22 protein-coding genes and 1 pseudogene are annotated in these 22,960 nt (G+C 54.9%); 15 read left to right on the forward strand and 8 right to left on the reverse strand.

Going from position 1 to position 22,960, the window contains the following annotated elements:
- Nucleotides 1-386: 386 nt before the first annotated feature.
- Nucleotides 387-791 (forward strand): hypothetical protein, encoded by a 405-nt coding sequence (locus BFQ00_RS03170; RefSeq protein ID WP_065932595.1) that lies wholly within the window; start codon nucleotides 387-389, stop codon nucleotides 789-791.
- Nucleotides 792-1,528: 737 nt separating this feature from the next.
- Here the strand turns inward: BFQ00_RS03170 and BFQ00_RS03175 are convergent.
- A pseudogene (locus BFQ00_RS03175) lies at nucleotides 1,529-1,705 on the reverse strand (IS5/IS1182 family transposase); the annotation flags it as partial.
- Nucleotides 1,706-1,993: 288 nt separating this feature from the next.
- Here BFQ00_RS03175 and BFQ00_RS03180 point away from each other — a divergent pair.
- The 5 genes from BFQ00_RS03180 to BFQ00_RS03200 all read left to right on the forward strand — a co-directional run bounded on the left by BFQ00_RS03180 (nucleotide 1,994) and on the right by BFQ00_RS03200 (nucleotide 6,981).
- A complete protein-coding gene (locus BFQ00_RS03180) occupies nucleotides 1,994-2,845 on the forward strand; it encodes an AraC family transcriptional regulator (protein ID WP_065932580.1) in 852 nt (283 codons plus the stop codon).
- Nucleotides 2,846-3,155: 310 nt separating this feature from the next.
- Nucleotides 3,156-5,315, forward strand: coding sequence for a TonB-dependent siderophore receptor (locus BFQ00_RS03185; protein ID WP_242527107.1), 2,160 nt, complete (start codon nucleotides 3,156-3,158; stop codon nucleotides 5,313-5,315).
- A 107-nt stretch (nucleotides 5,316-5,422) separates the two neighbouring features.
- Nucleotides 5,423-5,836: a hypothetical protein gene (locus BFQ00_RS03190; RefSeq protein WP_242527106.1), complete on the forward strand. Its 414-nt coding sequence runs from the start codon at nucleotides 5,423-5,425 to the stop codon at nucleotides 5,834-5,836.
- Nucleotides 5,823-6,224 (forward strand): hypothetical protein, encoded by a 402-nt coding sequence (locus BFQ00_RS03195; RefSeq protein WP_065932583.1) that lies wholly within the window; start codon nucleotides 5,823-5,825, stop codon nucleotides 6,222-6,224. Before BFQ00_RS03190 ends, BFQ00_RS03195 begins: the two co-directional genes overlap by 14 nt.
- Before the next feature lie 544 nt (nucleotides 6,225-6,768).
- The gene (locus tag BFQ00_RS03200) at nucleotides 6,769-6,981 is read left to right on the forward strand and encodes a DUF6124 family protein (protein ID WP_065932584.1); all 213 of its coding nucleotides are present in this window, start codon (nucleotides 6,769-6,771) and stop codon (nucleotides 6,979-6,981) included.
- A 224-nt stretch (nucleotides 6,982-7,205) separates the two neighbouring features.
- Here the strand turns inward: BFQ00_RS03200 and BFQ00_RS03205 are convergent, their stop codons facing one another.
- From BFQ00_RS03205 to BFQ00_RS03215, 3 genes are read right to left on the reverse strand one after another with little or no spacing between them, the layout of a single operon-like run.
- Complete coding sequence (locus tag BFQ00_RS03205; protein WP_065932585.1) at nucleotides 7,206-8,066, reverse strand: SMP-30/gluconolactonase/LRE family protein; 861 nt, start codon at nucleotides 8,064-8,066, stop codon at nucleotides 7,206-7,208.
- A gap of 39 nt (nucleotides 8,067-8,105) precedes the next feature.
- Nucleotides 8,106-8,579 carry a DMT family transporter gene (locus tag BFQ00_RS03210; protein WP_015371102.1) on the reverse strand — a complete coding sequence of 158 codons (474 nt, stop codon included), beginning with the start codon at nucleotides 8,577-8,579 and terminating at the stop codon, nucleotides 8,106-8,108.
- Nucleotides 8,580-8,590: 11 nt separating this feature from the next.
- Nucleotides 8,591-9,988, reverse strand: coding sequence for an amidohydrolase family protein (locus BFQ00_RS03215; protein ID WP_015371103.1), 1,398 nt, complete (start codon nucleotides 9,986-9,988; stop codon nucleotides 8,591-8,593).
- A gap of 145 nt (nucleotides 9,989-10,133) precedes the next feature.
- Between BFQ00_RS03215 and BFQ00_RS03220 the strand changes: the two genes are divergently transcribed.
- Nucleotides 10,134-11,045, forward strand: coding sequence for a LysR substrate-binding domain-containing protein (locus tag BFQ00_RS03220; RefSeq protein ID WP_015371104.1), 912 nt, complete (start codon nucleotides 10,134-10,136; stop codon nucleotides 11,043-11,045).
- Here the strand turns inward: BFQ00_RS03220 and BFQ00_RS03225 are convergent.
- Nucleotides 10,958-12,205 (reverse strand): MFS transporter, encoded by a 1,248-nt coding sequence (locus BFQ00_RS03225; RefSeq protein WP_015371105.1) that lies wholly within the window; start codon nucleotides 12,203-12,205, stop codon nucleotides 10,958-10,960. The genes BFQ00_RS03220 and BFQ00_RS03225 overlap by 88 nt on opposite strands.
- An 88-nt stretch (nucleotides 12,206-12,293) precedes the next feature.
- On the opposite strand from BFQ00_RS03225, the gene BFQ00_RS03230 reads away from it, so the two are divergent.
- The 4 genes from BFQ00_RS03230 to BFQ00_RS03245 all read left to right on the forward strand — a co-directional run bounded on the left by BFQ00_RS03230 (nucleotide 12,294) and on the right by BFQ00_RS03245 (nucleotide 15,065).
- Entirely contained in the window at nucleotides 12,294-13,088 is a 795-nt protein-coding gene (locus BFQ00_RS03230) for an AraC family transcriptional regulator (RefSeq protein WP_041931406.1), read from the forward strand.
- A 117-nt stretch (nucleotides 13,089-13,205) separates the two neighbouring features.
- Nucleotides 13,206-13,826 carry a tyrosine-type recombinase/integrase gene (locus BFQ00_RS03235; protein WP_015371100.1) on the forward strand — a complete coding sequence of 207 codons (621 nt, stop codon included), beginning with the start codon at nucleotides 13,206-13,208 and terminating at the stop codon, nucleotides 13,824-13,826.
- Nucleotides 13,827-14,079: 253 nt separating this feature from the next.
- Nucleotides 14,080-14,394 carry a hypothetical protein gene (locus BFQ00_RS03240; RefSeq protein WP_017530066.1) on the forward strand — a complete coding sequence of 105 codons (315 nt, stop codon included), beginning with the start codon at nucleotides 14,080-14,082 and terminating at the stop codon, nucleotides 14,392-14,394.
- A 299-nt stretch (nucleotides 14,395-14,693) separates the two neighbouring features.
- Nucleotides 14,694-15,065, forward strand: coding sequence for a DUF1203 domain-containing protein (locus BFQ00_RS03245; protein WP_225927072.1), 372 nt, complete (start codon nucleotides 14,694-14,696; stop codon nucleotides 15,063-15,065).
- Between the two features lie 825 nt (nucleotides 15,066-15,890).
- Here BFQ00_RS03245 and BFQ00_RS03255 read toward each other — a convergent pair.
- The 3 genes from BFQ00_RS03255 to BFQ00_RS03265 form a co-directional block, all read right to left on the reverse strand.
- Complete coding sequence (locus BFQ00_RS03255; protein ID WP_065883890.1) at nucleotides 15,891-16,472, reverse strand: NADPH-dependent FMN reductase; 582 nt, start codon at nucleotides 16,470-16,472, stop codon at nucleotides 15,891-15,893.
- A 122-nt stretch (nucleotides 16,473-16,594) separates the two neighbouring features.
- Nucleotides 16,595-17,338, reverse strand: a complete 744-nt coding sequence (locus BFQ00_RS03260; protein WP_056861412.1) for an SDR family NAD(P)-dependent oxidoreductase — start codon at nucleotides 17,336-17,338, stop codon at nucleotides 16,595-16,597.
- 2 nt (nucleotides 17,339-17,340) lie between these two features.
- The gene (locus BFQ00_RS03265) at nucleotides 17,341-18,198 is read right to left on the reverse strand and encodes an SDR family NAD(P)-dependent oxidoreductase (protein ID WP_056861411.1); all 858 of its coding nucleotides are present in this window, start codon (nucleotides 18,196-18,198) and stop codon (nucleotides 17,341-17,343) included.
- A gap of 149 nt (nucleotides 18,199-18,347) precedes the next feature.
- Here BFQ00_RS03265 and BFQ00_RS03270 point away from each other — a divergent pair, with 149 nt between their 5' ends.
- The 4 genes from BFQ00_RS03270 to BFQ00_RS27600 all read left to right on the forward strand — a co-directional run bounded on the left by BFQ00_RS03270 (nucleotide 18,348) and on the right by BFQ00_RS27600 (nucleotide 22,926).
- Nucleotides 18,348-19,307, forward strand: coding sequence for a LysR substrate-binding domain-containing protein (locus BFQ00_RS03270; protein ID WP_234010441.1), 960 nt, complete (start codon nucleotides 18,348-18,350; stop codon nucleotides 19,305-19,307).
- A 256-nt stretch (nucleotides 19,308-19,563) separates the two neighbouring features.
- Complete coding sequence (locus tag BFQ00_RS03275) at nucleotides 19,564-21,207, forward strand: GMC family oxidoreductase (protein WP_065883894.1); 1,644 nt, start codon at nucleotides 19,564-19,566, stop codon at nucleotides 21,205-21,207.
- Between the two features lie 324 nt (nucleotides 21,208-21,531).
- The gene (locus BFQ00_RS27595; protein WP_083203152.1) at nucleotides 21,532-22,278 is read left to right on the forward strand and encodes an AAA family ATPase; all 747 of its coding nucleotides are present in this window, start codon (nucleotides 21,532-21,534) and stop codon (nucleotides 22,276-22,278) included.
- A gap of 279 nt (nucleotides 22,279-22,557) precedes the next feature.
- Nucleotides 22,558-22,926: a hypothetical protein gene (locus BFQ00_RS27600; RefSeq protein ID WP_082463679.1), complete on the forward strand. Its 369-nt coding sequence runs from the start codon at nucleotides 22,558-22,560 to the stop codon at nucleotides 22,924-22,926.
- Nucleotides 22,927-22,960: the final 34 nt, after the last annotated feature.

Raw genomic sequence — 22,960 nt, forward strand, 5'->3', positions numbered from 1 at the left:
CTGTTGAAAACAGTCGGCCATGGTTTGCGCATCAGAAAAGTACGCGCCCGAGATTGAAATCTTTACTTTTGGGAGATGATTCCGAACTCGGATTTCAAGTAGCAGCGTGCAAAAAAGTCGTTTTCACCAGTCAAAGATCAGGCATTTTGGGCAGACCGACTTTTTCAACAGAATCGGCCAGAAGCGGTCACTCCCCGTCACATCCCCGGCCTGAAAGCCTGGATAGCCGAGTTGACCGTTCACGATGCAGTGCACCCGACTTGCCCAAGAGGATAGGTCGATACCCAATGTTTGGCATCGCTGTGCGGCCATTTTGCTGGCTGGGAAGTATTATGAGTGACACGGGTACGACATCCGCAACGTGGAAGGGAACCGTGGACGGGAGGTTGACAAAGAACCAACGCAGTAAGCTTTTGGTTGAAGCCGAAGCCTACGGTTTAACGTTGAATGATCTTGCTGCCACCTGCGAGGAATTCGGCGTGGCCCCCCGCAATCTGCTGAACGAGCTATCCATAGCGGTTGCTGAAGGCTACTTGGCAGGGGCTCTGACTTACGAGTTCTGCGATGGCGTCATGAACGGGCTCATCGCTGCCATCGTTGATGTGGGCATGACCAATGACATGCCGCAGTCTGCTTTTTCGCTTTATCAGGCCTTTGATCAGGGGGAGGGGGGGCGCCATGATGATCCGCCAGAGATTGATACCATTGAGAAATATGTGAAGCCGCTGGTTGTGCAGATAGTGCGTGAGTTTCAGGGTGATAGCGGATATCGATCAGAAGCAGATCTTTAAGCTGGAAAAATAAATCCTTCGAATTTCTTCCCGCTTTGAGAATTTGTCTACGCACTTTTAGACTCTCTGGGCTGGTAAGCAGAGTTGGGAAATCAACTCGTCCCCTCTTCAAAAGTAGGTGCAAATAATGGCTCCCTTCGCTCTTCAGGACTTTGACGTTGGATGGGTCGCTACCGACGCGCTCGGACAGGTTGCGCTCTTCACTACAGGTGGCCCCGGACCAGTTCCTGATTCCGCGATACCCTCCGTCGAAAACTCCGAAGAATTTGTCCTTTCCTTACCGAAAGTGTCCGATGTAGATCGGGCCACTGCCCGGGCTGGTGCAAACGCTTTCGTTGAATTTGCTAAACGTGGTTTCTTTGCTTACGACTGGTCGGACGTTCATCGCGATTCACGCCAGGCGTTGAGGGGGTATGAGCTGCAATACCGTCCCCGGAATCCACTGAAACTATTCGATTTGCCTGCCCCATTACGCGCATTGGCTGAGGTTACCCGGCTATCTCACGTAATCTTCGGAGCATCCATCATAGTGATAGGTGATCAGGTTTCTTAGCCTTTATTCGGCGATTAGGGACCGCTTTTTTGGGGCGAAAGCGTTCAGTTGCGTATGGTAGCTATCGGCCCAGAGTGTGTAAAAACGCTCAAGGCCTCATCGTCTTGGATCATTGACGTTCGTGGCTGAACGATCGCATGGCAAATGCTGCGCATTGCATCAGTCGCGACCTGGAACACGTCAACGCTGTTTTTACAGTATCAGCTGGAATGGCACCTTCAAATCCCAGATTGACCAAGTCGAGTTCGTCGACGAAGACGTCGACTACCCGCACCGGATTGGTATCGCCGACGTAGTCGTCGAGGCTCTCGGGAAGTAAGGTGCCTTGGCCTCGATGTTCACCTTGGATAAAGCGCTTCATGGGCGATACCTGCGATGAAATCCTCAGAAATCATAGCAAGAGTTCGCGAAGGCGTTTTTACACACTCGGGGCCAGAAGCCGTCACGGCTCAAACACCTTCAACAAATCGTTCCTGTCGCTGCGCCTGTTGGAGCCGGGATTGCCCATCGCAGAGAAATTGCCCTCTTCCCTCCAGGAGGAGCCAGTCCCCGAGCGTTAGGAATGGCTAGACCTTATTGAGCAGGTTGGTCATAGTATTTTCCGATTAGGCCAACGCCTCATCTTCAATCCGGGGCTCTAAGAGACAACATGTCCAGCATCGCAATTACCGATCTAATTGTGCCTTGGGACGTCGACAGCATCTCTCGACCTATTGTGGCCTTCAGTGCCACATGGGTAACAAAAGACTGGGAAAATGCGAGGCATCAGCACCGCAAAGCGCAGTTGATCTACTCCCTACGCGGAATCCTCAACTGTGAGATTGACGACGGTGTCTGGATCGTGCCGCCGCAATGCGCCATATGGATACCGGGAGACTTGCCGCACGCGGCGCGTGGAGCGGGTGAAACGGAATGCTATTGCCTGTTCGTTGAGCCAGACGCCGCACCGGACCTTCCGAAAACCTGTTGCACGATTTCGGTATCGCCTTTGCTACGCGAGTTGCTACTGAAGGTGGCCGGTTTTCCTGAGTTATACGCGCCAGGGGGACGGGAAGACCGGTTGATTGCTGCATTGCTCGACGAGCTGGTGGCGGCACCGGTGGAAGACTTGCATCTGCCCATGCCGCGTGATCCCCGATTGCGCCGCCTTGTGGAAATGCTGCTGGCCGCCCCCTCGGACAAAACCTCGAAGGCCGATTGGGCTACTCGAATTGGCATGAGCGAGCGAAGCATGAGCCGTCTTCTGCTGCATGAAATTGGGATGAGCTTTGGGCGCTGGCGTCGGCAACTGCATGTGATCCTTGCGCTGCAACATTTGACCAAGGGTGAAAGCGTGCAAACGGTGGCATTGGAGTTGGGATACGAAAACGCCAGCGGTTTCGTAACCATGTTCCGCAAGGCGGTGGGCAAACCTCCGGCACGATACCTCTCGGATCGCATCAGCGGCGCAGCGCTTGCTTCAGTGCCCAGCATCATACTACCCAATGAAATTTTACCCTGATGGATCGAGCTATCCAGGCTCGGGACAAATGACCGCCCTTGCACTCCACATAGCATCTCGCTTGGCCTGACTGAATAACAATCTGGCCTGATTTCGCCATCAAGCACCCGTGTGTCCGTTGTTAAATGCAACATCTAAATACAAATGAGTATTGTTGATGTTCATCATGGCAACAGTTGATCAGTCCAGTTGGCCAAGTGGTTGGAGGGCAGAGCCCGCTGGCTATCCTCATCTGGATGGTCCGTACAAAGGCGCAAGCAGGAACGCGTCCCGCACCGTGTTGGGCTCGGCAGTTGCGGCAGCAGTTCTCATGAGTGCCCAGGGCGCATTCGCCGCCGAGCCGGGGCAGATTCAAACCAGGGCTGAGGGGACGTATCAAGAAAAGATAGCCTTGCCGGCCATCACCGTAACAGCCCCCATGGATACGGCAACCACCGAAGGTACTGGCTCCTACACCACCGGCCAGACGTCGGTGGCGACGCACCTGCCGCTGTCGCTGCGGGAAACACCGCAGTCGGTGACGGTGATCACCCGCCAACGCATGGACGACCAGCAATTGAACTCGGTGCAAGGCGTACTGGATAACACCACAGGCGTCTCGTCGTACCAATCCGACAGCGAACGGACGAGTTTCTATTCGCGTGGTTTCTTGATCAACAACGTTCAGTACGACGGCATACCCACCGTCGTCGGCGACATTGTCAACGGGAGCGGCATCGGCTCCCTCGATACTGCGTTCTACGATCGTGTCGAGGTCGTGCGCGGCGCCTCCGGCTTGCTGACCGGCACCGGCAATCCCTCGGCCGCCATCAACCTGGTGCGCAAACGACCAACCCGCGAATTCTCGGCGTCCGCCTCGCTCGGTGCGGGGAGCTGGGATACCCACCGGGAAATGGCCGACGTATCGACTCCGTTGACCGAGGATGGCCGTATCCGCGCCCGCATGGTCGGGACATCCCAGGAAGGAAACTCGTACATGGATGGGTACAAGCCCCAGAGGAAGGCGTTCTACGGCATCATTGAGGCAGATCTGACACCCGACACCACGGTCAGCCTGGGCTATGACTACCAGGACATCACACCGAAGGGCTCCACCTGGGGAGGTTTACCGCTATGGTTCAGCGACGGCACGCAGGCGGAGTATTCACGCTCCAAGAACTACGCGCAGAACTGGAGCCATTGGGACAACACCCTCAAGACGGCGTTTGCCGAGGTCGAGCATCGCTTCGACAACGGCTGGAACCTGCGGGCCGTCGCTGATCAATACCGCACGCAATTCGATGCCGAACTGCTCGGCCTGGTCGGTCGCCCCGATCGCGCCACGGGGCTGGGCTCCTTTCCCAACGGGGCTTTTCCGGTGGCACTGGCGTCCGAAGGTCGCAGCCGTCAAAACACCTTCGACGTGATGGCCAGCGGCCCCTTCGAACTGCTTGGCCGCCAGCATGACTTGGTGGTGGGGGCGACCAGTTCGCGCCGCACCGCCAGCCAGGAAGCTATCGCTCCGTTCTATGCAGGCTTCACGCCGGTCAATGTCTATCAACTGAGCCCGGCCTTTCCCCGCCCCAACTTCGATGCCATGGCTTCGATACCGACCCGCACCCTGATCAAACAGAGCGGTGTCTATAGCGCAGCCCGCTTCTCGCTGGCCGAGCCTCTGAAACTCATTGTCGGCGGCCGCTTCAGCAACTACGAAATCGACGACGCCGTCGGCGGCTCGTCGTTGCACTACAAGAAGAGCAGTGAATTCACCCCGTATGCCGGCTTGATCTACGACATCGACAAGACCTATTCGGCCTACGTGAGCTATACGGGCATATTCAATCCGCAAACCGACTATCGCGACAGCAGGGGCAACGTGCTCACGCCGACAAAGGGAAAAACCAGGGAAGTCGGCCTCAAAGGCGCTTACATGGACGGACGTCTGAATGCGTCGGTGGCCTTGTTCGAGACCGAGTTGGACAACGCTGCACAGATCGTCGCAGGAACCCGTACGCCAAGTGGTGCCCAAGCCTATATGGGCTCGGATGGGACGAAGTCGCGCGGGATCGAGTTGGACTTGCAGGGCGAACTGGCGCGTGGCTGGAACATCTATTCAGGCATCGCCCATTTCACGGCTCAAGATGGCGATGGCGTCCGCTTGAATTCGCAAATACCGCGCACCACTGCCCAGCTTTTCAGCACCTACCAGTTGCCCGGAGAGTGGAGCAGGTTGACGCTGGGCGCAGGCGTGAAATGGCAAAGCCGCTTCTACCAGGCGCCCAATACAGGCACCAGTTCGTTGGGTGGGGAACAAGGTTCCTATGCGCTGGTATCACTGTTGGGGCGCTACGCGATCACGAAGAAGATCACCGCAGCGGTCAACGTTAACAACGTGCTCGATAAGAAGTACGCGTTGCAGAAGGGCGATTTTGACACTGTGGGTTATGGCGCACCACGCAACTTGATGGTGACGCTGGACTATAGGTATTGATTCCCCCGGCCGAACGCTTCATCCGTTAGAAATCCAACAGCCCATTGATTATCGAGAAAGCTCCTATGCCCCTCAAGCCTACGCTACACCTCCCCCAAGAGCCTGCGGTGAACAACGCAAACAAAGTCGCCTTGTTCTGGTTGACGACGGCCGCTGGTGCCGTACTTTTTGTCACCTTCCAGTTATTTTTCTATGTAAACGATTTTGCGAGAGCGCCCGGAGCGACACCGGCGATTACGTTTGAGCCCGATATACTGTGGATGTTTTCCGCATTCTATGGTTCCTGGATCGTCACGGTGCTTCTCGCACTAACAGGAACCCGTAAGGCTCAGTGGGTTGCTCTGGTTCTTGGCAGCCTGCTTGTCGGCCTGAATACCCTCGGGGGAATCTCCGATGGGTTGCGCGACGGTTGGCACGTTGCTTTTTCGGCCGTGTTCTTCATTACGTTGCCCGGCGTGTTCGCCATCGTGGCCACCTGGCGTTGTGTTAAACACAAAGGAAACGACCATGTCGGTGAATAGTTCTGACTTCCCTTTTGTCTGGATGAGCCTTACGCAAGAACCCGGACACGATCACCAAAAGGACCTCGCCGAATTAGAGGCCAATTTGCAGCGCGCAGAGCCCTTCGTATTCTTGACCGATACCGTACCTACCGAAGACCATGAGCACTCCCCGGAAGAAAAAAAACGCACCGCGCTCTGGATGAAAAAGCACAAGGTTGAATTGCGAAAGTGGGTTATGGCAATGATCATGATTGAACCCAACTCGGCAAAACGCCTTGGGTTCAAGGCATTTGCGCTCGTGTTTGCCAAGTTCTGGGGCTACCCTTTGCTTCTTGCTGCTTCACGTGAGCAGGCAATGGAGATGGCAAGAGAACTGCTCCCAAAGGATGGAAAGTCATCTCACTGATGGCCAATGCCGGCATCCGATCTCCATGAAACTCTGCCGCCGCGCACCGTCACGGCGAGCTGCTGCCCGGGCGCTGCACGAAGCTGGCATCCCCCCTTGCCGATGGAACGCTGCGTGCACTTTGATTGCGAAGAAGAATGCCGCCTGCAACACGCGGGCGACTGGCGTGCGCGGCTGGCGCGTCACTCACCTGACCTGATGCCCCGAAGCCCGCAGGAAAAATCCCAACCCCCTATGACGCCTTGCTCCATTGCCTACGCATGGGTCAGAATCCGCCGGCTTGTGCGCTGGGATGGCCGTTATTAAGGTAGCTCGGTCGCTGAATGTCTCGGCGATCGGGTTTAGTAGCCTGAAGGTTTATCCAAACAAAAGTGCATGAGCTGCATCAATCAGACATTCCTGTCTGTACTTGATGGTGGCTGTGCGCAGGGCACCTTCGGGTGCGCCGGCTTTCGTTTGGATTCCCCGGTCTACTAACCTGCGCACAGCTGCCACCCTTCTGTTTAGTAGCTAAAGGACGGTAGCCACACTCAGGAATTCAAACATGCTATTCACCGTCGCCCCCAACGCCACCAACGAAACCCTCATCACCAACAGCTACGAAACCTTCACCAGCGTCAGCACCCTGCTGCTCGACCTGTCCGAAGACCTCAACGGCAAACATCGCGACATCGCCTTGGCAATCCACCAACTGAGCGAACTGGGCGTACTGCTCACTGCCCGATTGCTCGACCGCGAAATGCCGTGCGCTGGCTGATTTTCAAGCACCCAACTCGAAAGACATTTTACTCGCCGAGTCGTTGTACACACGTACGACGACGCGGCGATTTGCTTTTGATGGCTGGGTCGAATGACACAAAATGCGGCAGCTTTCGGCCAAAAGCGGCCCTTCGCAACAGGCATAAATCGGCCAGAAGCGGTCATTCATACGCGTCTACCAAGTTGGCATTCAGAACGGCGCGACAGGCTAGAACCTACTATTCAGTGCAGTCGTCCTGTAAATCGCTCTTCAGGGGATCCGGCAGCTAAAACGGCTTCGGCTTTTATCAGCGTGCCATCGAAATCTGCCGGCTTATCCAGCCCTATCCGTGCGCTGGTGCAGTAAAGCGTTTCATAACCAAGTCCCGCTAACACCGGACAAGTGGTCTGAATACACGGGGAGTCGATCACGCTGTCAACTTTGCCGTCAGTCGCGTAACGCACGACTCTGCTACCGCCCCATTCCGCATTCCAGAGAAAGCCCTGCGCATCAATACAAGAACCGTCTGGAGCACCCGGACCGTTGACTGTAGTGAATACACGCTGGTTTTCTAGCGACGGGTAATCGCAGCAGAAAATGCATCCTTGCAGGGAGTCCGCGTAATACATGGTGGAACCGTCCGGGCTAAAACAGATGCTGTTCGGGATCGCCACTTCGGGAAGGTCCAGCGTTTCAGTCTTGAGCGTCGCGGCATTGAACCGGTGAAATCGCCCTATAGTTTGCACCGCCTCACCGGCATCCATAGTGCTAAACACAAAGTTGCCCATACGGTCGCAGCGGCCATCATTGACCCGGGTTCCGGGTACTCCAGGCGTGATGGTAATTTTGGTGAAGCGAAGAGTACTCAGGTTGTAATAACCTAGGCAGGAGGCCAATCCCATTAGCAATACGTCTGTATTGGTCGTAAGGGCGAACGACCCCAGCGGCTCGGGCACTCGCCAGTGCTGTACTTCACCGCTCACGGGGTCCAGAGCAAGCAGTTCGCAACCAGGGATATCGGTCCAGAACAGGCGTTCCGTTCTTTCACACCAGACAGGGCACTCGCCAAGAAGACTGGTGGTGCCGCTTAGGGTTTTAAACATGGTTGCGTCCTACGAAACAGGATGGGGCAAACAAGGCAGTCAGTTGGAGAAAAGCGCTGACCACCTGTCACCGAACAGGGCGATGGCCAGTCCTGCGAGCATCACCATCGACCCGGCCAACTTGATGAGAGACACCGGCCTTTCCGATGCCCCCATCAATCCGAAATGATCGATAACCAGTGAGGAGATAATCTGACCTGCGATAGCGAGGCCCAGCAGGGCTGACAGGCCGATTTTTGGCGCAAGCACCACATAACTAAGCAAGGCACCGGCACCCAGCAGACCGCCCAGCAGGCTCCACCAGGGCTGGGCAGGTATAGCCGCCAGTGAGGCCACTATCCCGCCACGCATCAATGAAAAGACGCCCAGGCACACCGCTCCGGCAGTAAATGAGAACAGCGCCGCCGCTACGGAATCTCCACCCACACCTTTAGCGAGTTGACCATTCAGCGTGGTCTGCAGGGTAATGCCAAGCCCCGCGGCGATGGCCAGCAGGTAGTAAGCTGCGTTCATTTCGCGCCTCCTTACTTGGCTGACTCAAGCGGCATGAATGTCTCGGCAAAAATATCCGGCTGGTAGCCTGCGGCAGCAAACAGATGCTCACGGGATTCGTCGATTGCTGCACGCAGCCTTTCGCTGTCCACGCCCAGCACCTTGCCGCCGCGCTTGACGATGCGCCCGCCAATCATGACCGTGTCGACATTGCTGCGTTCGGCCGCGTGTACCACGGTGCCGAATGCGTTACCCGACGGGTAAAGGTTGATGTCCTGCGCATTGATAAGGATCAGGTCGGCCTGTTTGCCGGGGGTCAGGGTGCCGACTTTGTCCTGCAATCCTGCACAGGTGGCGCCGTCAAGAGTGGCGGCTTTGAGCAGGCCATGAGCCGACAGGGTCACCGGATGATGCTCTGCGCCGCAGCAGCGCTGCTGGTGCATGCCCATGACGCGTTGCAGGTAGAACGCCACCCGCATCTCCATGAACATGTCACCGCTATAGGAGGTTTCGTTATCGACACTCAGCCCCGGGCTGATGCCGTGACGCTGGGCCGACTGCATGGCGAACATTCCATCTTCAATGCCGTAGTGGGCATCTGAACGCGGGCATACGTTGACCCGCACGCCAGCCTCGCGAATGATTTTCCAGCCGGCGTCCGGCAGCGCTGTGCAGTGGTTGAAGATGTTATCGGGGCGCAGCAGACCCTCGCGATGCAAACCCTCCAACTCAGCTGCCATGTCCCCGCCGAAGAATTCGGTAATGATAGGCAGCCCCAAGCGCCGGGCCTCAGCCCATAGCTCAGGCTCCAGCTGCGCCATTACCGCCAGCGAGAGCAGCGGGTTGTCACCGTTCTTGACGTATTTCCCCTGGAGACGCTCCAGGTTGCCGGGCCAGTGGGCTTTGTCCCACTCACCAGAAACTGGCGCACCGGAGGCGTGTACAGACCGGATACCAGCATCGAGCAGCGCCTCGACCGCGGCGTCGGAGTGCGCGCCGGTGCGGCTGTTGTGCGAGTTATCGACCACGGTCGTGATGCCCGCATCGATGCACCCCAATGCAGTCAGTAGATTGCCAATATACATGTCAGCCGGGCGATAGTATTTGGCGAACGAGAAGTGCGTTGCGTTGCAGTAGTCTTCCAGGGTTTCGGCATTCGGATTGATTCGACGCAGTTGGCCCTCCCAGGAGTGACGATGCGTATCGACCATGCCGGGCATGGCAATCATGCCGGATGCCTCGATAACCATAGCGTCGCCGGCCTCGATGTTTTCACCTATGGCCGTGATGGTGCTGCCTTCGATAAGGATATCGCCGCGCGCCAGATTGCCGATATCACCGTCCATGCTCAGCACAGTGGCGCCGCGGATAAGGGTGCGGGCGGCCTGAGCGGTCGGGGCCTGCACAATGCTGCGGTTATATTCAGCCATTTTCTGTACACATCTTCAAATTTCGTTGGAAGCAATGTACGCAATGCGATACTGCGGGAAAAAGATGGTTAAACTGTTTTTATTATTCAATATCTACGAATAATAACGACTTTACCCGATCACTGCTTTGAGGCTGCTAACAGTCATGGACCGTATTCAAGCGATGCAGGTTTTCGTACGTGTGGCTGAAGCAGGAAGCTTTATCCAGGCGGCGCAGACGCTCTCTCTGCCGGCCTCCACAGTTACCAGCAGCGTTAAAAATCTTGAGAAGTACTTGCAGGTACGCCTGCTGAACAGAACAACGCGTCGGGTCAGCCTGACCTCTGAGGGCGCACAATATCTGGCGCAATGCCGGGAAATATTGGAGCTGATCGAACACACAGAGACCAGCCTGACGGATTCCGTAAAACGGCCACAGGGGCGTTTGCGTGTCGATATGCCGGGTGGCATTGCACACTTCATCGTCATGCCAAACCTGCAAGACTTCTACAGGCGCTACCCGGATATCTACCTGATGATAGGCGTCAACGATCGGCAGGTTGATCTGGTTCAAGAGGGTGTCGATTGCGTTATTCGTACAGGCGAGCTCGATGACTCAACGCTCGTTGCGCGCCCACTCGGTCGGTTTCGCTGGGTAACCTGTGCGTCTGCCGCCTATCTCGAAGAGAACGGCACTCCGCAAAATCCGCAAGATTTGTCTCACCACCGGGCCATCCATTACTTCTCGGGCCGCGCAAGGCAAGCAGGTGAAATGCGCTTTGCCCGTGGTACCGAAAAAATCTCAGTCCCGGTGAACGGCACAGCGGCCGTCAACGAGACTGGGCTTTACATCAAAATGTGCCTTGAAGGCTTCGGGCTGGTGCAGCTCGCTGAGAACGTGGTCAGCGAGCATCTGCGAGAAGGGCGACTGGTCGAAGTGCTTGCTGACTGGCAGCCCGCATCGGTTCCTGTTCACCTGCTATACCCGCATCAGCGCTTTTTATCGCCAGCTGTGAGCGCATTCGCTGACTGGATTGCTGGGCTTGTTCGCGACGATGATTCAGCAGATTCAAGTTGAACGTTGCGCCCGGCCAGCATGCCGGTGAATGCTCCGGCTACGGAGATTGCGGCTGTGATCAGCAGCGGTCCTGTCCAGCCACCGGTCCAGTCGTGCAGTTGGCCCAGCAGCAAGGGGCCTGCGGCTGCCATCAGGTAGCCGACGCACTGCGCCATTCCTGAAAGTGCCGCCGTGTCACCGGCATTTTTTGTGCGCAAGCCGATGAAGGTCAGGCCGAGCATCATGCTGGCACCAGAGCCGAAGCCCAGGACCGCGGCCCACAACATGGCGTAGTCTGGCGCGTAAATGAGCCCGATCAGGGATGAGGCGGTTAACAGGCTGACGGTAGCGGCTGCCAGTTTCTGGTCTTTGAGACGACGAAGCGTGGCCGCCAGAATCAAGCCGGGAATGGCCGTCGTCAGTTGAAGCGTGCCGTGTACCGTGCCTGCTTGCTCCGGGGATATGCCATGGTCCATCAGAATGGTCGGCAGCCAGCCGACGGCGACATAAAAAGGCATCGCGTTCAGCCCCATGAACAGTGTGACCTGCCATGCCAGCGGCGAACGCCAGACGGCCACGGTTGGCGCTTGTTTCGGACCTGACAGATTTACGTGTTCGTGTTTTTTCAACTGCGGCAGCCACACCACCAGCGCCAACAACGGGGCTGCGACCAACAAACTCAGGGCAATCGGCCATCCCCATGATTGGGTCAGCGGAACTATTACGGCTGAACCGACAGCGCCCGCTGCACCCATGGTGATGGAATAAGCGCCGGTCATGGACGCCATTTTTGTCGAGAAGTCGCGTTTGATCAGGCCGGGCAGCAGCACGTTGCCCAGGGCGATCCCAGTGCCTATCAATATCGTACCGGCGTACAACACCCATGCGCTGCCTGCGGAGCGGAGCAGGATGCCCGCTGAAATGACCAACAGTGCACCGAAAAGCGTGCGCTCGATGCCGAACCTGCGGGCGACCGATGCGCTGAGCGGGGAGAAGGCTGCAAAGGCAAGTAATGGCAGTGAAGTAAGCAGGCCTAGAGCTGAGGCGCTCAAGCCAAAATCATTCTGGATCAGCGGCAAAACGGGCGCGATGCTGGTAAAGGGAACGCGCAGGTTCACGGCGATAAGCAGAATGCCTGCGACGAGCGCGATGGCATGCCACTTGTTTTTTGTATCTGACATATTCTTTATCTGTCCTCTTAAAAGAAGACAACTGTAGAGAACTTCAGAACCGGCTAATATAGATATCAAGACACCTGATATCTAAATTATGCCAAGCTCAAAAAATGTCGTTTCCTCGCCGGAAGATTTCGATTCAGACCTTTTCGCCCAGGCAGCGATTGCCCTCAAGGTTGCGCCTGACCTCAATGATTCGGGTGCCCGTCCGCATGATCATCGCAAAGGCCAGCTCATCCTGTCTTTGCATGGCGCAGTGAGCTGTGAGGTGCAAAATGCACTCTGGCTTGTCCCTCCCCAGCACGCCGTATGGATCCCGGGCGGCACGCCGCACAGTTGCCGAGTGACCGAAAACGCCCGGACCTGCTTTCTGTTCGTTGAGCCCGGTGCGGCAGCCATGCCTGAAGAATGCTGCACGGTTGCCATTACGCCCCTTGTTCGGGAGATGGTCCTGCATCTCGCTGAACAGGAACCTGCTTACCATTCCGAGGGCAAGACAGCTCGGCTGGTTGCAGTGCTGCTTGAGCAGCTTTCCGATGCCCCGCTGAAAGAGCTGCATTTGCCGATATCAGACCACCCCAAGATCAAACAAATCGCGGATACGCTCTTCTCAGATCCAGGCGACCGAACCACGTTGCGCGAGTGGGCCACTCGGCTTGCAACCAGTGAACGAACGCTGGCCAGGCTTGTAGAAAGCACGACCGGGCTGAGCTTCGGACGCTGGCGTCAACAATTGCATTTGATGATCGCACTGAGTCATTTGGCGGAGGGGGTATCCGTGCAACGTGTGGCGGGCATCCTGGGATATGACTCTGTTAATGCATTCATCACTATGTTCAAGAAAGCACTGGGTAAACCGCCTACTCAGTATTTTTCCTCTCTGCGCTAGTGCTCTGCTGGCTGATACAAAGCGCCGAGGCTGTAGAACGATCTGTCTGCTATTGGCCGGTTAGCGACCGTCGCTCTGATTAGCCATCCTTGTCTTTCCACACGTGGAGGACTTGTCATGAACATCATCGCTACCTGCGGCCGTCAGCCCTGGAACAAAGGAAAACTAGTCGGGCAGAAAGCCCCACTCCGACTGAGAGATATCTGGGCCATCCGAGTAAGGCTTCAAATTGCGAAAAGAACCCGGGATCTGGCTCTCTTCGATCTGGCCATCGACAGTAAGCTTCGAGCCTGCGACTTAACCAAGCTCCGCGTGCGTGATGTCGCCCATGGCGAGCACGTATCATCACGAGCCATGGTGATGCAGCAGAAAACGCAGCGACCAGTGCAGTTTGAGATCACTGAGCAAACACGGTCAGCTCTCGTGGCCTGGATACATCAGGCACAACTTCGCAGCGAGGACTGCCTTTTTCCTAGCCGGCTACATACCTCAGACCATCTATCCACTCGTCAATACGCTCGTATCGTCAAAGGCTGGGTGAAAGCCGTAGGCCTTGATCCAGCCATGTATGGCACTCACACAATGAGACGTACGAAGGCATCACTAATCTATCGCAGAACGAAGAACCTACGGGCGGTTCAGTTGCTGCTCGGCCATACGAAGCTGGAGAGCACTGTTCGATATCTGGGTATTGAGGTCGATGACGCCCTGGAGATGGCGGAACAGACTGAGGTTTGATCATGCATAGCGACGGTCGAAGTCAGGCCGTCGCTAACCGGCCAAAAGCGGTCAGTCGTCCCTACGAAATTTTGGACGATTCAGCGTGCTACCTGAGGGCAGTAGCTTGTTAAAGGAGTCGGGTAACATCTTCATCGGTGTCACGACTATGCACAGCTGTTATGAAAGTGATACACGAGCCTGTGCAAGATTATTAGCCGGAAGGCGAGCCCGCGCTGATGCCCGTCAGCACCAGAAAATAAGGAGATTGATCATGTGGCTCAAAAATGTGGCATTTGCGCTGTTGATTTGCCCCCTCGTCACCGCATGTTTCAGCGAGCCTTTTCAGCCCCCTACGGCTGATGCTGACTTATGGGAGAAGCCGGGAGCGAGCAGGAATGATGTCTTGGCGTCCATGCTAGCTTGCGGTGAGAAAAATGGCTCCGGCATCGATCCTAATGCCAGCTTCCAAGAGATGGCCCAGCGATTTGTATGTATGAAGCGTGCGGGCTATACCCGGCGTGACGGTTTCGACATCTGTGCATTGCACCCGAAGGAGCCGTTGAAGGCCTGTGAGTCGGCGCAATGAAGCCATAAAGGCGTCGCACGGTATTGAGGGAGTCGGCATTGAACTCTTTAGGGTGAATTGGCCCAAGTATTTGGTACATGCGACTGACTGCTTCCGACCCTAAGCAGTCGGTCTCGGTCAGCTTGAATAAGGCAGCAAGAAACGGATAGTAAGTGCTGGACGAATTCCAGCCTGATACGACTCCAACTAATAGGAGTTTAACCATGGCGTTTCGTATAACTGGCCTTTCCCCCGAGCCATTCCAGTCACTGTTTGGATTGCCCGACCAAGAGCTAGCATCTCTCGGGATAAAGCGTTACATGGTCGACAGCAACCCAGGCTTTCCTGACCGTATCGAAATAAAGGATGCAGAGCTAGGTCAGAGTGTGCTTTTACTCAACCATCTCTCTCAGCCAGCCGAGACGCCATACCGTGCCTCACATGCGATCTTCATAAGGGAGTGGGCTACGCAAGCTTATGACGCAGTCGATCAGATACCCGAGTCTATGCGAATCCGTCTGCTATCACTTCGTGCATTCACTGATGATGGGATGATGCTCAATGCCGACGTCGTAGATGGAATAGCGATAGAACCTGTTGTTACTCGGATGTTTGCTGATCCAGGGGTTAGTTACATTCACGTTCACAATGCCAAGCAGGGTTGCTACTCCGGGCGAATAGATAGGGCGTAGTCGCCGCAGTCTCGATGGCTCGTTCCGCTTTCGACTTTTCTAGTCACCAACTTTCCGCTATTGGCCGATTTCTGCCTGTCGTAGCGGGCAGTAATCGGCCAGAACCGGATGTTTAAAGCTGGGGCAATGAACTCGTCGAATTTCTTCCCGCTTTAAGAGTTTGCCGACGCGCTTTTACACACTCTGGGCTGGCAAGTAGAGTTAGGAAATCAACTCGTCCCTTTTTATAAAGTAGGTGCAAATGGTGGCTCCCTTCGTTCTCCAGGACTTTGATGTTGGATGGGTCGCCACCGACGCCGTCGGGCAGGTTGCGCTCTTCACTACGGGGGGGCCAGGGCCGGTTCCTGATTCCGCAATGCCCTCCGTCGAAAACTCCGAAGAATTTGTCCTTTCATTGCCGGAGGTGTCCGATGTAGATCGGGTCACTGCCAGGGCTGGCGTAAACGCTTTCGTTGAATTTGCCAAACGTGGGTTCTTCGCGTACGACTGGTCAGACGTTCATCGCGATTCACGCCAGGCCTTGAGGGGGTATGAGCTGCAATGCCGCCCACTGAATCCACTGACACTTTTCGATTTGCCTGCCCCTTTACGGGCATTAGCTGAGGCTACTCGGCTATCTGATGTAACCTTCGGAGCACCCATCATAGTGATAGGTGATCAGGTTTCTTAGCCTTCATTCGGCGATTCGGAGCCGCTTTTTTGGGCCGGAAGCTTTCAGTTGCGTACCGCAGCTCCCGGCCATTAGCGGACACTAAGGCCGTACGTGAAACCTGAGACGACTCATACAACGCCTTAGATCAGCCAAAGCAGAGAGTTTCTAGCACCCTAGATTAAACCCGTTGACTTGGCGGTATTGATTTCGACCCATGCAGCAAAGGCGTCAATGAATTTTTTCAAGAACTGAGTAGTTCCGTCGTCATTCAAATTTCCGCCTGGCCCCAGTAGCCTTGTCGCCCCACCGATATACGCTTCCGGCTGCTGCAAAAGTGGCATGTCCAGAAATACCATAGACTGACGTAAATGATGGTTAGCACCGAAGCCGCCGCTGGCACCGGGCGATACGCTTACGATAGCTGCGGGTTTGCCTGCCCACACAGACTCGCCGTAAGGGCGAGAACCAATATCAATGGCGTTCTTCAATACACCAGGAACTGACCTGTTGTATTCGGGAGTGAAAAACAGTACTCCATCTTTCGACGCCATATTTTGGCGAAAACGAGTCCAGGCTTCAGGGGCACTCTTACCGTTTTCTTCCAAGTCTTGGTTAAACAGATTCAGTTCATTGATCTCGACTATTTCTAATAAAAGGCTCGGTGGCGCAAGCGCGATTACTTCTTGAGCAAATAGGCGGTTCAACGACTCTTTGCGCAGGCTGCCGACAATGACGGCAATCTTTTTAGGCGACATGATGGGACCTTGATTTAAGTGGCTTTAAAGGGGGTAATCAATTTGAAAAGAACAAAAAAACGGACGTCGAACCGTGGCCGAACGATGAGGACTGCCCCACCGCCTGGTCATGTGGGTCTGCCCTATACTTTGGCGGCGCCGTTGACAACCAGGTGATGACCGGAAATCCAAGCTGCATCGTCACTTGCCAGGAAAAGCACGGCGCCTTCGACATCGGCGACAGAGCCCAAGCGCGCAAATGGCGACAACTGTGCCAATGCCTGATAGTCATTTTCCTGAAGGTTTGCGATGACACCGGCGTCACGTAGCGGCCCCGGTACCACACCGTTCACCGTGACGTTACGCTTGCCCATTTCCTGCGCGAGACATTCAACGTAAAGCCGGCCGGCGGCTTTGCTTCCGGCATACGCGGTGAAGCCTGCGTTCGGTACGATCGTCGTAGTGGACGAAATCACGATGATGCGTCCACCATCGGTAACATGGCGCGCACTTTCGCGAAGCGTATAGAAGGTGCCAAACACATTGGTTTTGGTGACAGCCTCGAACATCGCGTTATCGATTTCCGTGATCGGTGTGTCGATAAGCTCCCGCCCGGCATTGGCCACGACAATATCGATGCGCCCAAATCGAGCCAGCACTGCTGCGAATATGGCTTTGACAGCGTCCGGGTCGCTGATGTCTCCCCCGATGGCCATTGCTTGAGCGCCCTCAGCAACGAGAGCCTCGACATTTCGGTCGGCTGCGGCAGCGTCAGTGTTGTACGTCAACGCAACGGAAGCCCCCTCTCTGGCAAAACGACGTGCCAGGGATAATCCGAGCCCGCGCGATGCGCCGGTAATCAGTACAACTTTGTTGGTCATTCGCATGATCAGATTCCGTTGATGCTGCGTTCTGTAGAGGTTGCGTTGCCCTGCCACTGGACAAGTTCCTGCTCGACTTTGGCCATTTTTGCACGCATTCCGCCCATCGCATCGGCACCCAAGGCCGCGTGTACGGGTGGATGATCCGCCTCCATCAGGTTGATAATCGCCAAAGCCCCTTTTCCTGGAACATTCGGCTGCTTACCTTGCAGACCACCTATAGCTACACGGAACTTACCGACGGGTGTGCCTTCATAGTCATCGATTTTTTGCTCGACGTAAGCCAGTGAGCGACCCGCAAATTGGGTCTCGAATACACCGATGGTCAACACAGTCGTGGCGATGTTAAAGGGTGCAAGTTCACCTGCCAGTGCTTCCCCCAGGATGTCAGTAGCGCCCTTAGCGGCCGAGTACACGCCCATGCCCGGGTAGCCAATGAAGCCACCGATTGCGGAGAATTGAATGATGTGCCCGCTGCGCTGCTTGCGCATCGCAGGGGTTACAGCGCGAATGATGTTCAGGCCGCCAAAGAAATTCAGATCGAATACACGCCGCGCTTCTCGATCCGTCATTTCTTCAACTGCACCCACTGTGCCAGCACCCGCACAGTTGGCGACAATGTCGATACGTCCAAAGTGATCCAGCACCTGGGCCACACCCGTTTTGACCGCCACATCGTCTGTCACGTCTACCAAAACGCCCATGCCCTGCGCAGCATGTTTACCGTTATAGAAATCCACTTCTTCTTGCTTGCGAAAGGTGGCTGCGACTAGCGCACCTTTTTCCAGCAGTTGATGCACTAACTCGCGCCCCAATCCCGATGAGGCACCAGTAACGAGGACGACTTTGCCATTTATTGATTTCATTCTCTGCTCCGGGGTTTGGCTATTCACCGGATGTTAGGTATTGGGCCTCCCCCCAACAAGCCGGTTTGGCCAGATTCAACTTCCCGCTCATTGGACGCTCCTTCCCAGCGAAACATTGCCAAATAACCACATAGTTCTAGACGGTACCCTTGGAACTCTTCAAGATTAAAAATTGCCTTCCTATGATTGGGCCATACGTGAATCGGCTGGACCTGAACGATCTGTTTATTTTTGTCAATGTGGTCGATCGCGGTGGGTTTACTGCCGCAGTTGCAAGTACCGGTATGCCCAAGTCAACGCTTAGCCACCGCATGCAACAATTGGAGGGCGAATTAGGTGTGCGTTTGCTCAGCCGAACGTCGCGTCGCTTCGGTATGACCGAGGCAGGAGAAGAGTTTTACCAGCACGCGTTGGCCGCGCTGCGAGAAGCGGAGATGGCAGAAATGTCAGTGCGTCAGCGGTTGTTGGAGCCCGTCGGGACCATCCGGTGTACCGCTGGAGTCGCGACCATGAATTTCGCCATGGCGGGCATGATCGCTGACTTCCTTCGTGTCTATCCCAAGATCAATATGGTCGCTCATGCAGCCGATCGAACCATCGATATTGTTGGCGAAAATTACGACGTCGCCATCCGGGCGCATGAGGCTCCATTGCCGGACTCCGATCTTGTCCAGCGCATGCTCGGGGTCGCTCCCTGGTTTCTGTTCGCCGGATCAAGCTATCTGGCCGAACATGGCGCACCGGCCACGCCAGCGGAGCTAAGCAGCCACGCCTCGATTTTCTTTGCGCGAGCTAATGCCCCCATGAACTGGCGGTTGCGCCATGTCACTTTATCGATCGAAGAAATTGCTGTGCCCATCATGCCGCGGCTGCAAAGCGAGGACATGCTCAGCCTGCAACATGCAGCTATCAGCGGGCTTGGGATTGTGGCCCTGCCGAGTTACATCGCGCGGGCGGCCGTTGCGCGTGGTGAGCTTCATCGAGTTCTGCCCGAATGGATAGCTGGCGATGCCAGGATCACTGCACTGGTACCTTCCCGCAAAGGATTACTGCCGTCAGTACGTGTTTTCTTGGATCACTTGGCTTCGGAGTTTCCCAAGATCCTCTAGCTGTAAAGCCATCCTTAATACGCTGGGCAAATCGTTGCAGCGGCTTCTCCGTGAATACAGCACATTTTTTTACCGAATACAGCAACTACGGCGGCACTACCGAGCGGGTAGGCGCCGAAGATAGGGGGAGTTCTCGACGTCCATTCCACCGGACACAGATTCCAGAAACCCCGTCTTGCTGGGTCAGGTACGCGTTCCTACCATGGTTTCTTGCCTCTCATCCTCGACGGCACTAACGATACCTGATCTGGAATCTATGACTTTGACAATCACACGACGCGGCGCGATAGCTTTGGGAGCACAGGCAGTGCTGGTTGCAATGACGGCAGGCGCTGCTACATTTGCCTCTAGTGCAACGCGCAGCTCCAGTAAAACTAAAGAGACCCCTCGGACTGGCAAGCAGTTTGACGTGGTGATCGTCGGTGGTGGATCTGCCGGTGCCGTCCTTGCAGCACGTCTCAGTGCCGACCCGCTGCGCAGTGTGCTGCTGCTCGACGCAGGTCCCGACTTTGCGCCCGACCGGTATCCAGCAGTGCTGACGAACGCCGACCTAGTTGCCGCCTCTCCCGAATACGACTGGCATTACCATAGTGACGACTCAGCTCGGATAGGTCACGACATAGCCATCCCACGCGGCCGAGTGATCGGTGGTAGCTCCGCGGTCAATGCTGCTGTGGCGATGCGTGCGCGTCCTGCCGACTTTGCGCGCTGGGCCGGACGCGGAATCGAAGGTTGGGCTTGGCCGGAAGTGCTGTCCGCCTACCGAACGATGGAAAACACGCCAACTGGCGAAGATGCATGGCATGGCCGTACCGGCCCATTTCCAGTGCGTCAGCGCACTGCTGCGCAGAATACTATCTCAATGCGTGCTTTCGTGGCGGCTGCCGAGTCAGTTGGACTGCCGCTCGTGGATGACTTCAACGGCGCGCGCCAGCACGGCGTAGGTCCCTACCCGTTGAATGTCATCAACGGCACCCGAATCAATACCGGCATGGCTTACCTGAGTGCAGACGTGCGGGCTCGCGCCAACCTCACTATCCGCGGCCACGCTGAAGCCGACCGCGTCCTGATAGAACGAGAACGCGCCATAGGTGTATTGCTAGTAGACGGCGAGATAGTTCCAGCCGGCGAAGTAATCTTGTCGGCCGGTGCCATAGGCAGCCCCGCTATCCTGCTACGCTCCGGTATCGGCCCACAAGGCCATCTTCGCGAGATGGGAATCGCCACCGTCGCTGATCTACCGGTAGGTGAACGGTTGCAAGAACATCCGTTTTTCTTCAACGTCTACGCGCTGAAGACCTCCGCAATTGCTATGACCCCAGCCGGCGGCGCCATCGCCTGGACTCGTTCGCAACACGCCGCACCGGACGATCTGGACTTACATATCTCCGGTACACACCTGATCGACCCAAAGGCAAGCCCTACCGGCGGTGCGATAGTGCTGGCATGCGCCGTCACATTACCTAAATCCAACGGTAGCGTACGCTTGACCAGCCGTGACCCCCGAGTTGCGCCGAACATTCGGTACAACTTTTTTGAACAGGAAAATGACTTGGATCGCATGGTCGAAGCTGTAGAACTGTCTCGCAAGATTGGCCGCAGTGCACCGTTTGCTGACTTGGTTGACCATGAAATGACACCGGGTAGCAGCGTACTTGAAGGCAAGGCTTTGCGACAAAACATCGTAAACAATGTCGCCGGCTATCAGCACCCCACGTCGAGCGTGCCGATGGGCGCGGACGGTGACAAGGCCGCCGTAGTCAACAATTGGGGCGCGGTGCGAGGTATCGCGGCACTGCGTGTTGTGGATGCCTCTATCATCCCGGATATCCCATCGGTGGCGACAAATCTTACTACTATCATGCTAGCCGAACGCATTGGTGCCCACCTGACTCGATAATTTCCCCGAACGCAGCGTAAAACTGGAGCATCAATGATTGGATCGCTAAAGCCGAACTCTGCAATAAGAACCATAATCTGAAATTGAATAAAATATACGGAGACCGTTGAGCAAACGCCGTCAATAGACGATAAATTGCAAATTAGAAGTTTGGCCGAAACAGCGCCGCAACTGCGGCGCGAGCCAAGAATGGTTTATTTTTATGTCGGACATATCTAGTGCTTATAAAAAAGAGCCAAACTACAGAAAGACTATTTATAATTACCCTAAGTATCACACATATAACTATAACCATCAAATAAGATAAATAAAGCCAGGAAGTTAATGCCTTACATTAAGAGAATTGAAATCTTAGAGAACTATAGAGAAGAGAATAATTTCCCCTTCTATTTGCCTTCAATTCAATCAATTAGCAAAATCGAGCTTCATCCCGTGATAAATTTTTTCGTTGGAGAAAACGGTAGCGGTAAGTCAACCCTCTTAGAGGCTATTGCAGTTTCATGTGGCTTTAATCATGAGGGAGGCAGTAAGAATTTCAAGTTTTCTTCCAGCGATGAAAAATCCCTACTGTCCAAGGCATTGCGCTTGTCACGCACAGCAAAGCGACCTCGAGATGGCTATTTTTATCGCGCAGAAAGTTTTTATAATGTAATTACAGAGATGAATAAGTTGGATTGCGGACCTGGCGGGCCAGCTATTAAGGACTCATACGGGGGAAACGATCTTCATACGAGGTCTCATGGGGAGGCTTTTATGGATCTGATTTTACATCGATTCGGAGGAAACGGATTGTATTTACTAGACGAGCCTGAATCTGCGCTATCTCCCCAACGCCAATTATCTCTGCTGGTACGTATAGCGGAACTCGCAAAACAAAATTCGCAGTTCATAATTGCAACTCACTCACCAATTTTAATTGCTTACCCGGGCGCCAGAATTTGGGAGTTTACCAATAGTGGATTGGTAGAGAAGGAATATTCAGAAACTGAAAACTACCTAATTATGAAAAGTTACTTTGCTAACCCTGAAAGCTTTATGAGCAAACTATTTGATGAAAAGCATGATTTTTAGTTAGTTCAGGCACTGAAGAACATCGATGGCTAGAGCGTTTATCAAGATCGCTGGCGCAAAAAAATGAATTGTTGCCGATCGCGGCTTAATAAGTACGACGGCATTATTGCCTTGTTTAGCGTAGATCGAGATGCCGCCGATTTTGAGGAGAATGGCCACTTCTTGCCGAAAGCGGTAGCCTGGTACGGCAGGTTTCGGCTAGAAGCGCACTCGACAGTTAGCCGCTGATGTCTCTACGCTGATCGATCTGGTGAAAGCACACCACTAAAAGGAGCAGTCATGTTGGTAGTTGCCGTTGATCGAGATAGCGTTCATGCGGGAGATGATCTGGAAAGTCATGCAATATCGATCACATTCGATCAATCAGCAACACTGCGCACCTTGATCGAAGTGATACAAGATATGGACTACCTACCTCGTATCAGTGGAGGCAAGGCCACTTGGGTTGTTTATTCATCTGGCAAACCATTAGGTGTTTTAGCCCAGCAATGGCCAGAACCTAAATTGGTCGTGCGCCCCGAGAGCATCGTGGATCAATATTTCGGAAATATCGAGCCTCGCCTACTTTTCAGATATTGGTGTCAGGCAGATCCAGATGAGGTCTTTTCGGATGCCCAGGCCGGAAATGAACTGCCATCACGATTTTAGGATGGGCAGGAGGCATTGCTTTAAATCAATGCGA

Source organism: Pseudomonas sp. 28 E 9 (genome assembly GCF_900004785.1).
Lineage (GTDB): Bacteria > Pseudomonadota > Gammaproteobacteria > Pseudomonadales > Pseudomonadaceae > Aquipseudomonas > Aquipseudomonas orientalis_A.

Bases quoted from the DNA above. Each gene is read 5' to 3' on its own strand.
- BFQ00_RS03235 (WP_015371100.1), top strand. From the start codon at position 13,206: ATGAACATCATCGCTACCTGCGGCCGTCAGCCCTGGAACAAAGGAAAA.
- BFQ00_RS03265 (WP_056861411.1), bottom strand. From the start codon at position 18,198: ATGAAATCAATAAATGGCAAAGTCGTCCTCGTTACTGGTGCCTCATCG.
- BFQ00_RS03195 (WP_065932583.1), top strand. From the start codon at position 5,823: ATGTCGGTGAATAGTTCTGACTTCCCTTTTGTCTGGATGAGCCTTACG.
- BFQ00_RS03240 (WP_017530066.1), top strand. From the start codon at position 14,080: ATGTGGCTCAAAAATGTGGCATTTGCGCTGTTGATTTGCCCCCTCGTC.
- BFQ00_RS03200 (WP_065932584.1), top strand. From the start codon at position 6,769: ATGCTATTCACCGTCGCCCCCAACGCCACCAACGAAACCCTCATCACC.
- BFQ00_RS03205 (WP_065932585.1), bottom strand. From the start codon at position 8,066: ATGTTTAAAACCCTAAGCGGCACCACCAGTCTTCTTGGCGAGTGCCCT.
- BFQ00_RS03225 (WP_015371105.1), bottom strand. From the start codon at position 12,205: ATGTCAGATACAAAAAACAAGTGGCATGCCATCGCGCTCGTCGCAGGC.
- BFQ00_RS03215 (WP_015371103.1), bottom strand. From the start codon at position 9,988: ATGGCTGAATATAACCGCAGCATTGTGCAGGCCCCGACCGCTCAGGCC.
- BFQ00_RS03245 (WP_225927072.1), top strand. From the start codon at position 14,694: ATGGTCGACAGCAACCCAGGCTTTCCTGACCGTATCGAAATAAAGGAT.
- BFQ00_RS03260 (WP_056861412.1), bottom strand. From the start codon at position 17,338: ATGCGAATGACCAACAAAGTTGTACTGATTACCGGCGCATCGCGCGGG.
- BFQ00_RS27600 (WP_082463679.1), top strand. From the start codon at position 22,558: ATGTTGGTAGTTGCCGTTGATCGAGATAGCGTTCATGCGGGAGATGAT.
- BFQ00_RS03255 (WP_065883890.1), bottom strand. From the start codon at position 16,472: ATGTCGCCTAAAAAGATTGCCGTCATTGTCGGCAGCCTGCGCAAAGAG.
- BFQ00_RS03180 (WP_065932580.1), top strand. From the start codon at position 1,994: ATGTCCAGCATCGCAATTACCGATCTAATTGTGCCTTGGGACGTCGAC.
- BFQ00_RS03275 (WP_065883894.1), top strand. From the start codon at position 19,564: ATGACTTTGACAATCACACGACGCGGCGCGATAGCTTTGGGAGCACAG.
- BFQ00_RS03220 (WP_015371104.1), top strand. From the start codon at position 10,134: ATGGACCGTATTCAAGCGATGCAGGTTTTCGTACGTGTGGCTGAAGCA.
- BFQ00_RS03185 (WP_242527107.1), top strand. From the start codon at position 3,156: ATGAGTGCCCAGGGCGCATTCGCCGCCGAGCCGGGGCAGATTCAAACC.
- BFQ00_RS27595 (WP_083203152.1), top strand. From the start codon at position 21,532: ATGCCTTACATTAAGAGAATTGAAATCTTAGAGAACTATAGAGAAGAG.
- BFQ00_RS03230 (WP_041931406.1), top strand. From the start codon at position 12,294: ATGCCAAGCTCAAAAAATGTCGTTTCCTCGCCGGAAGATTTCGATTCA.
- BFQ00_RS03210 (WP_015371102.1), bottom strand. From the start codon at position 8,579: ATGAACGCAGCTTACTACCTGCTGGCCATCGCCGCGGGGCTTGGCATT.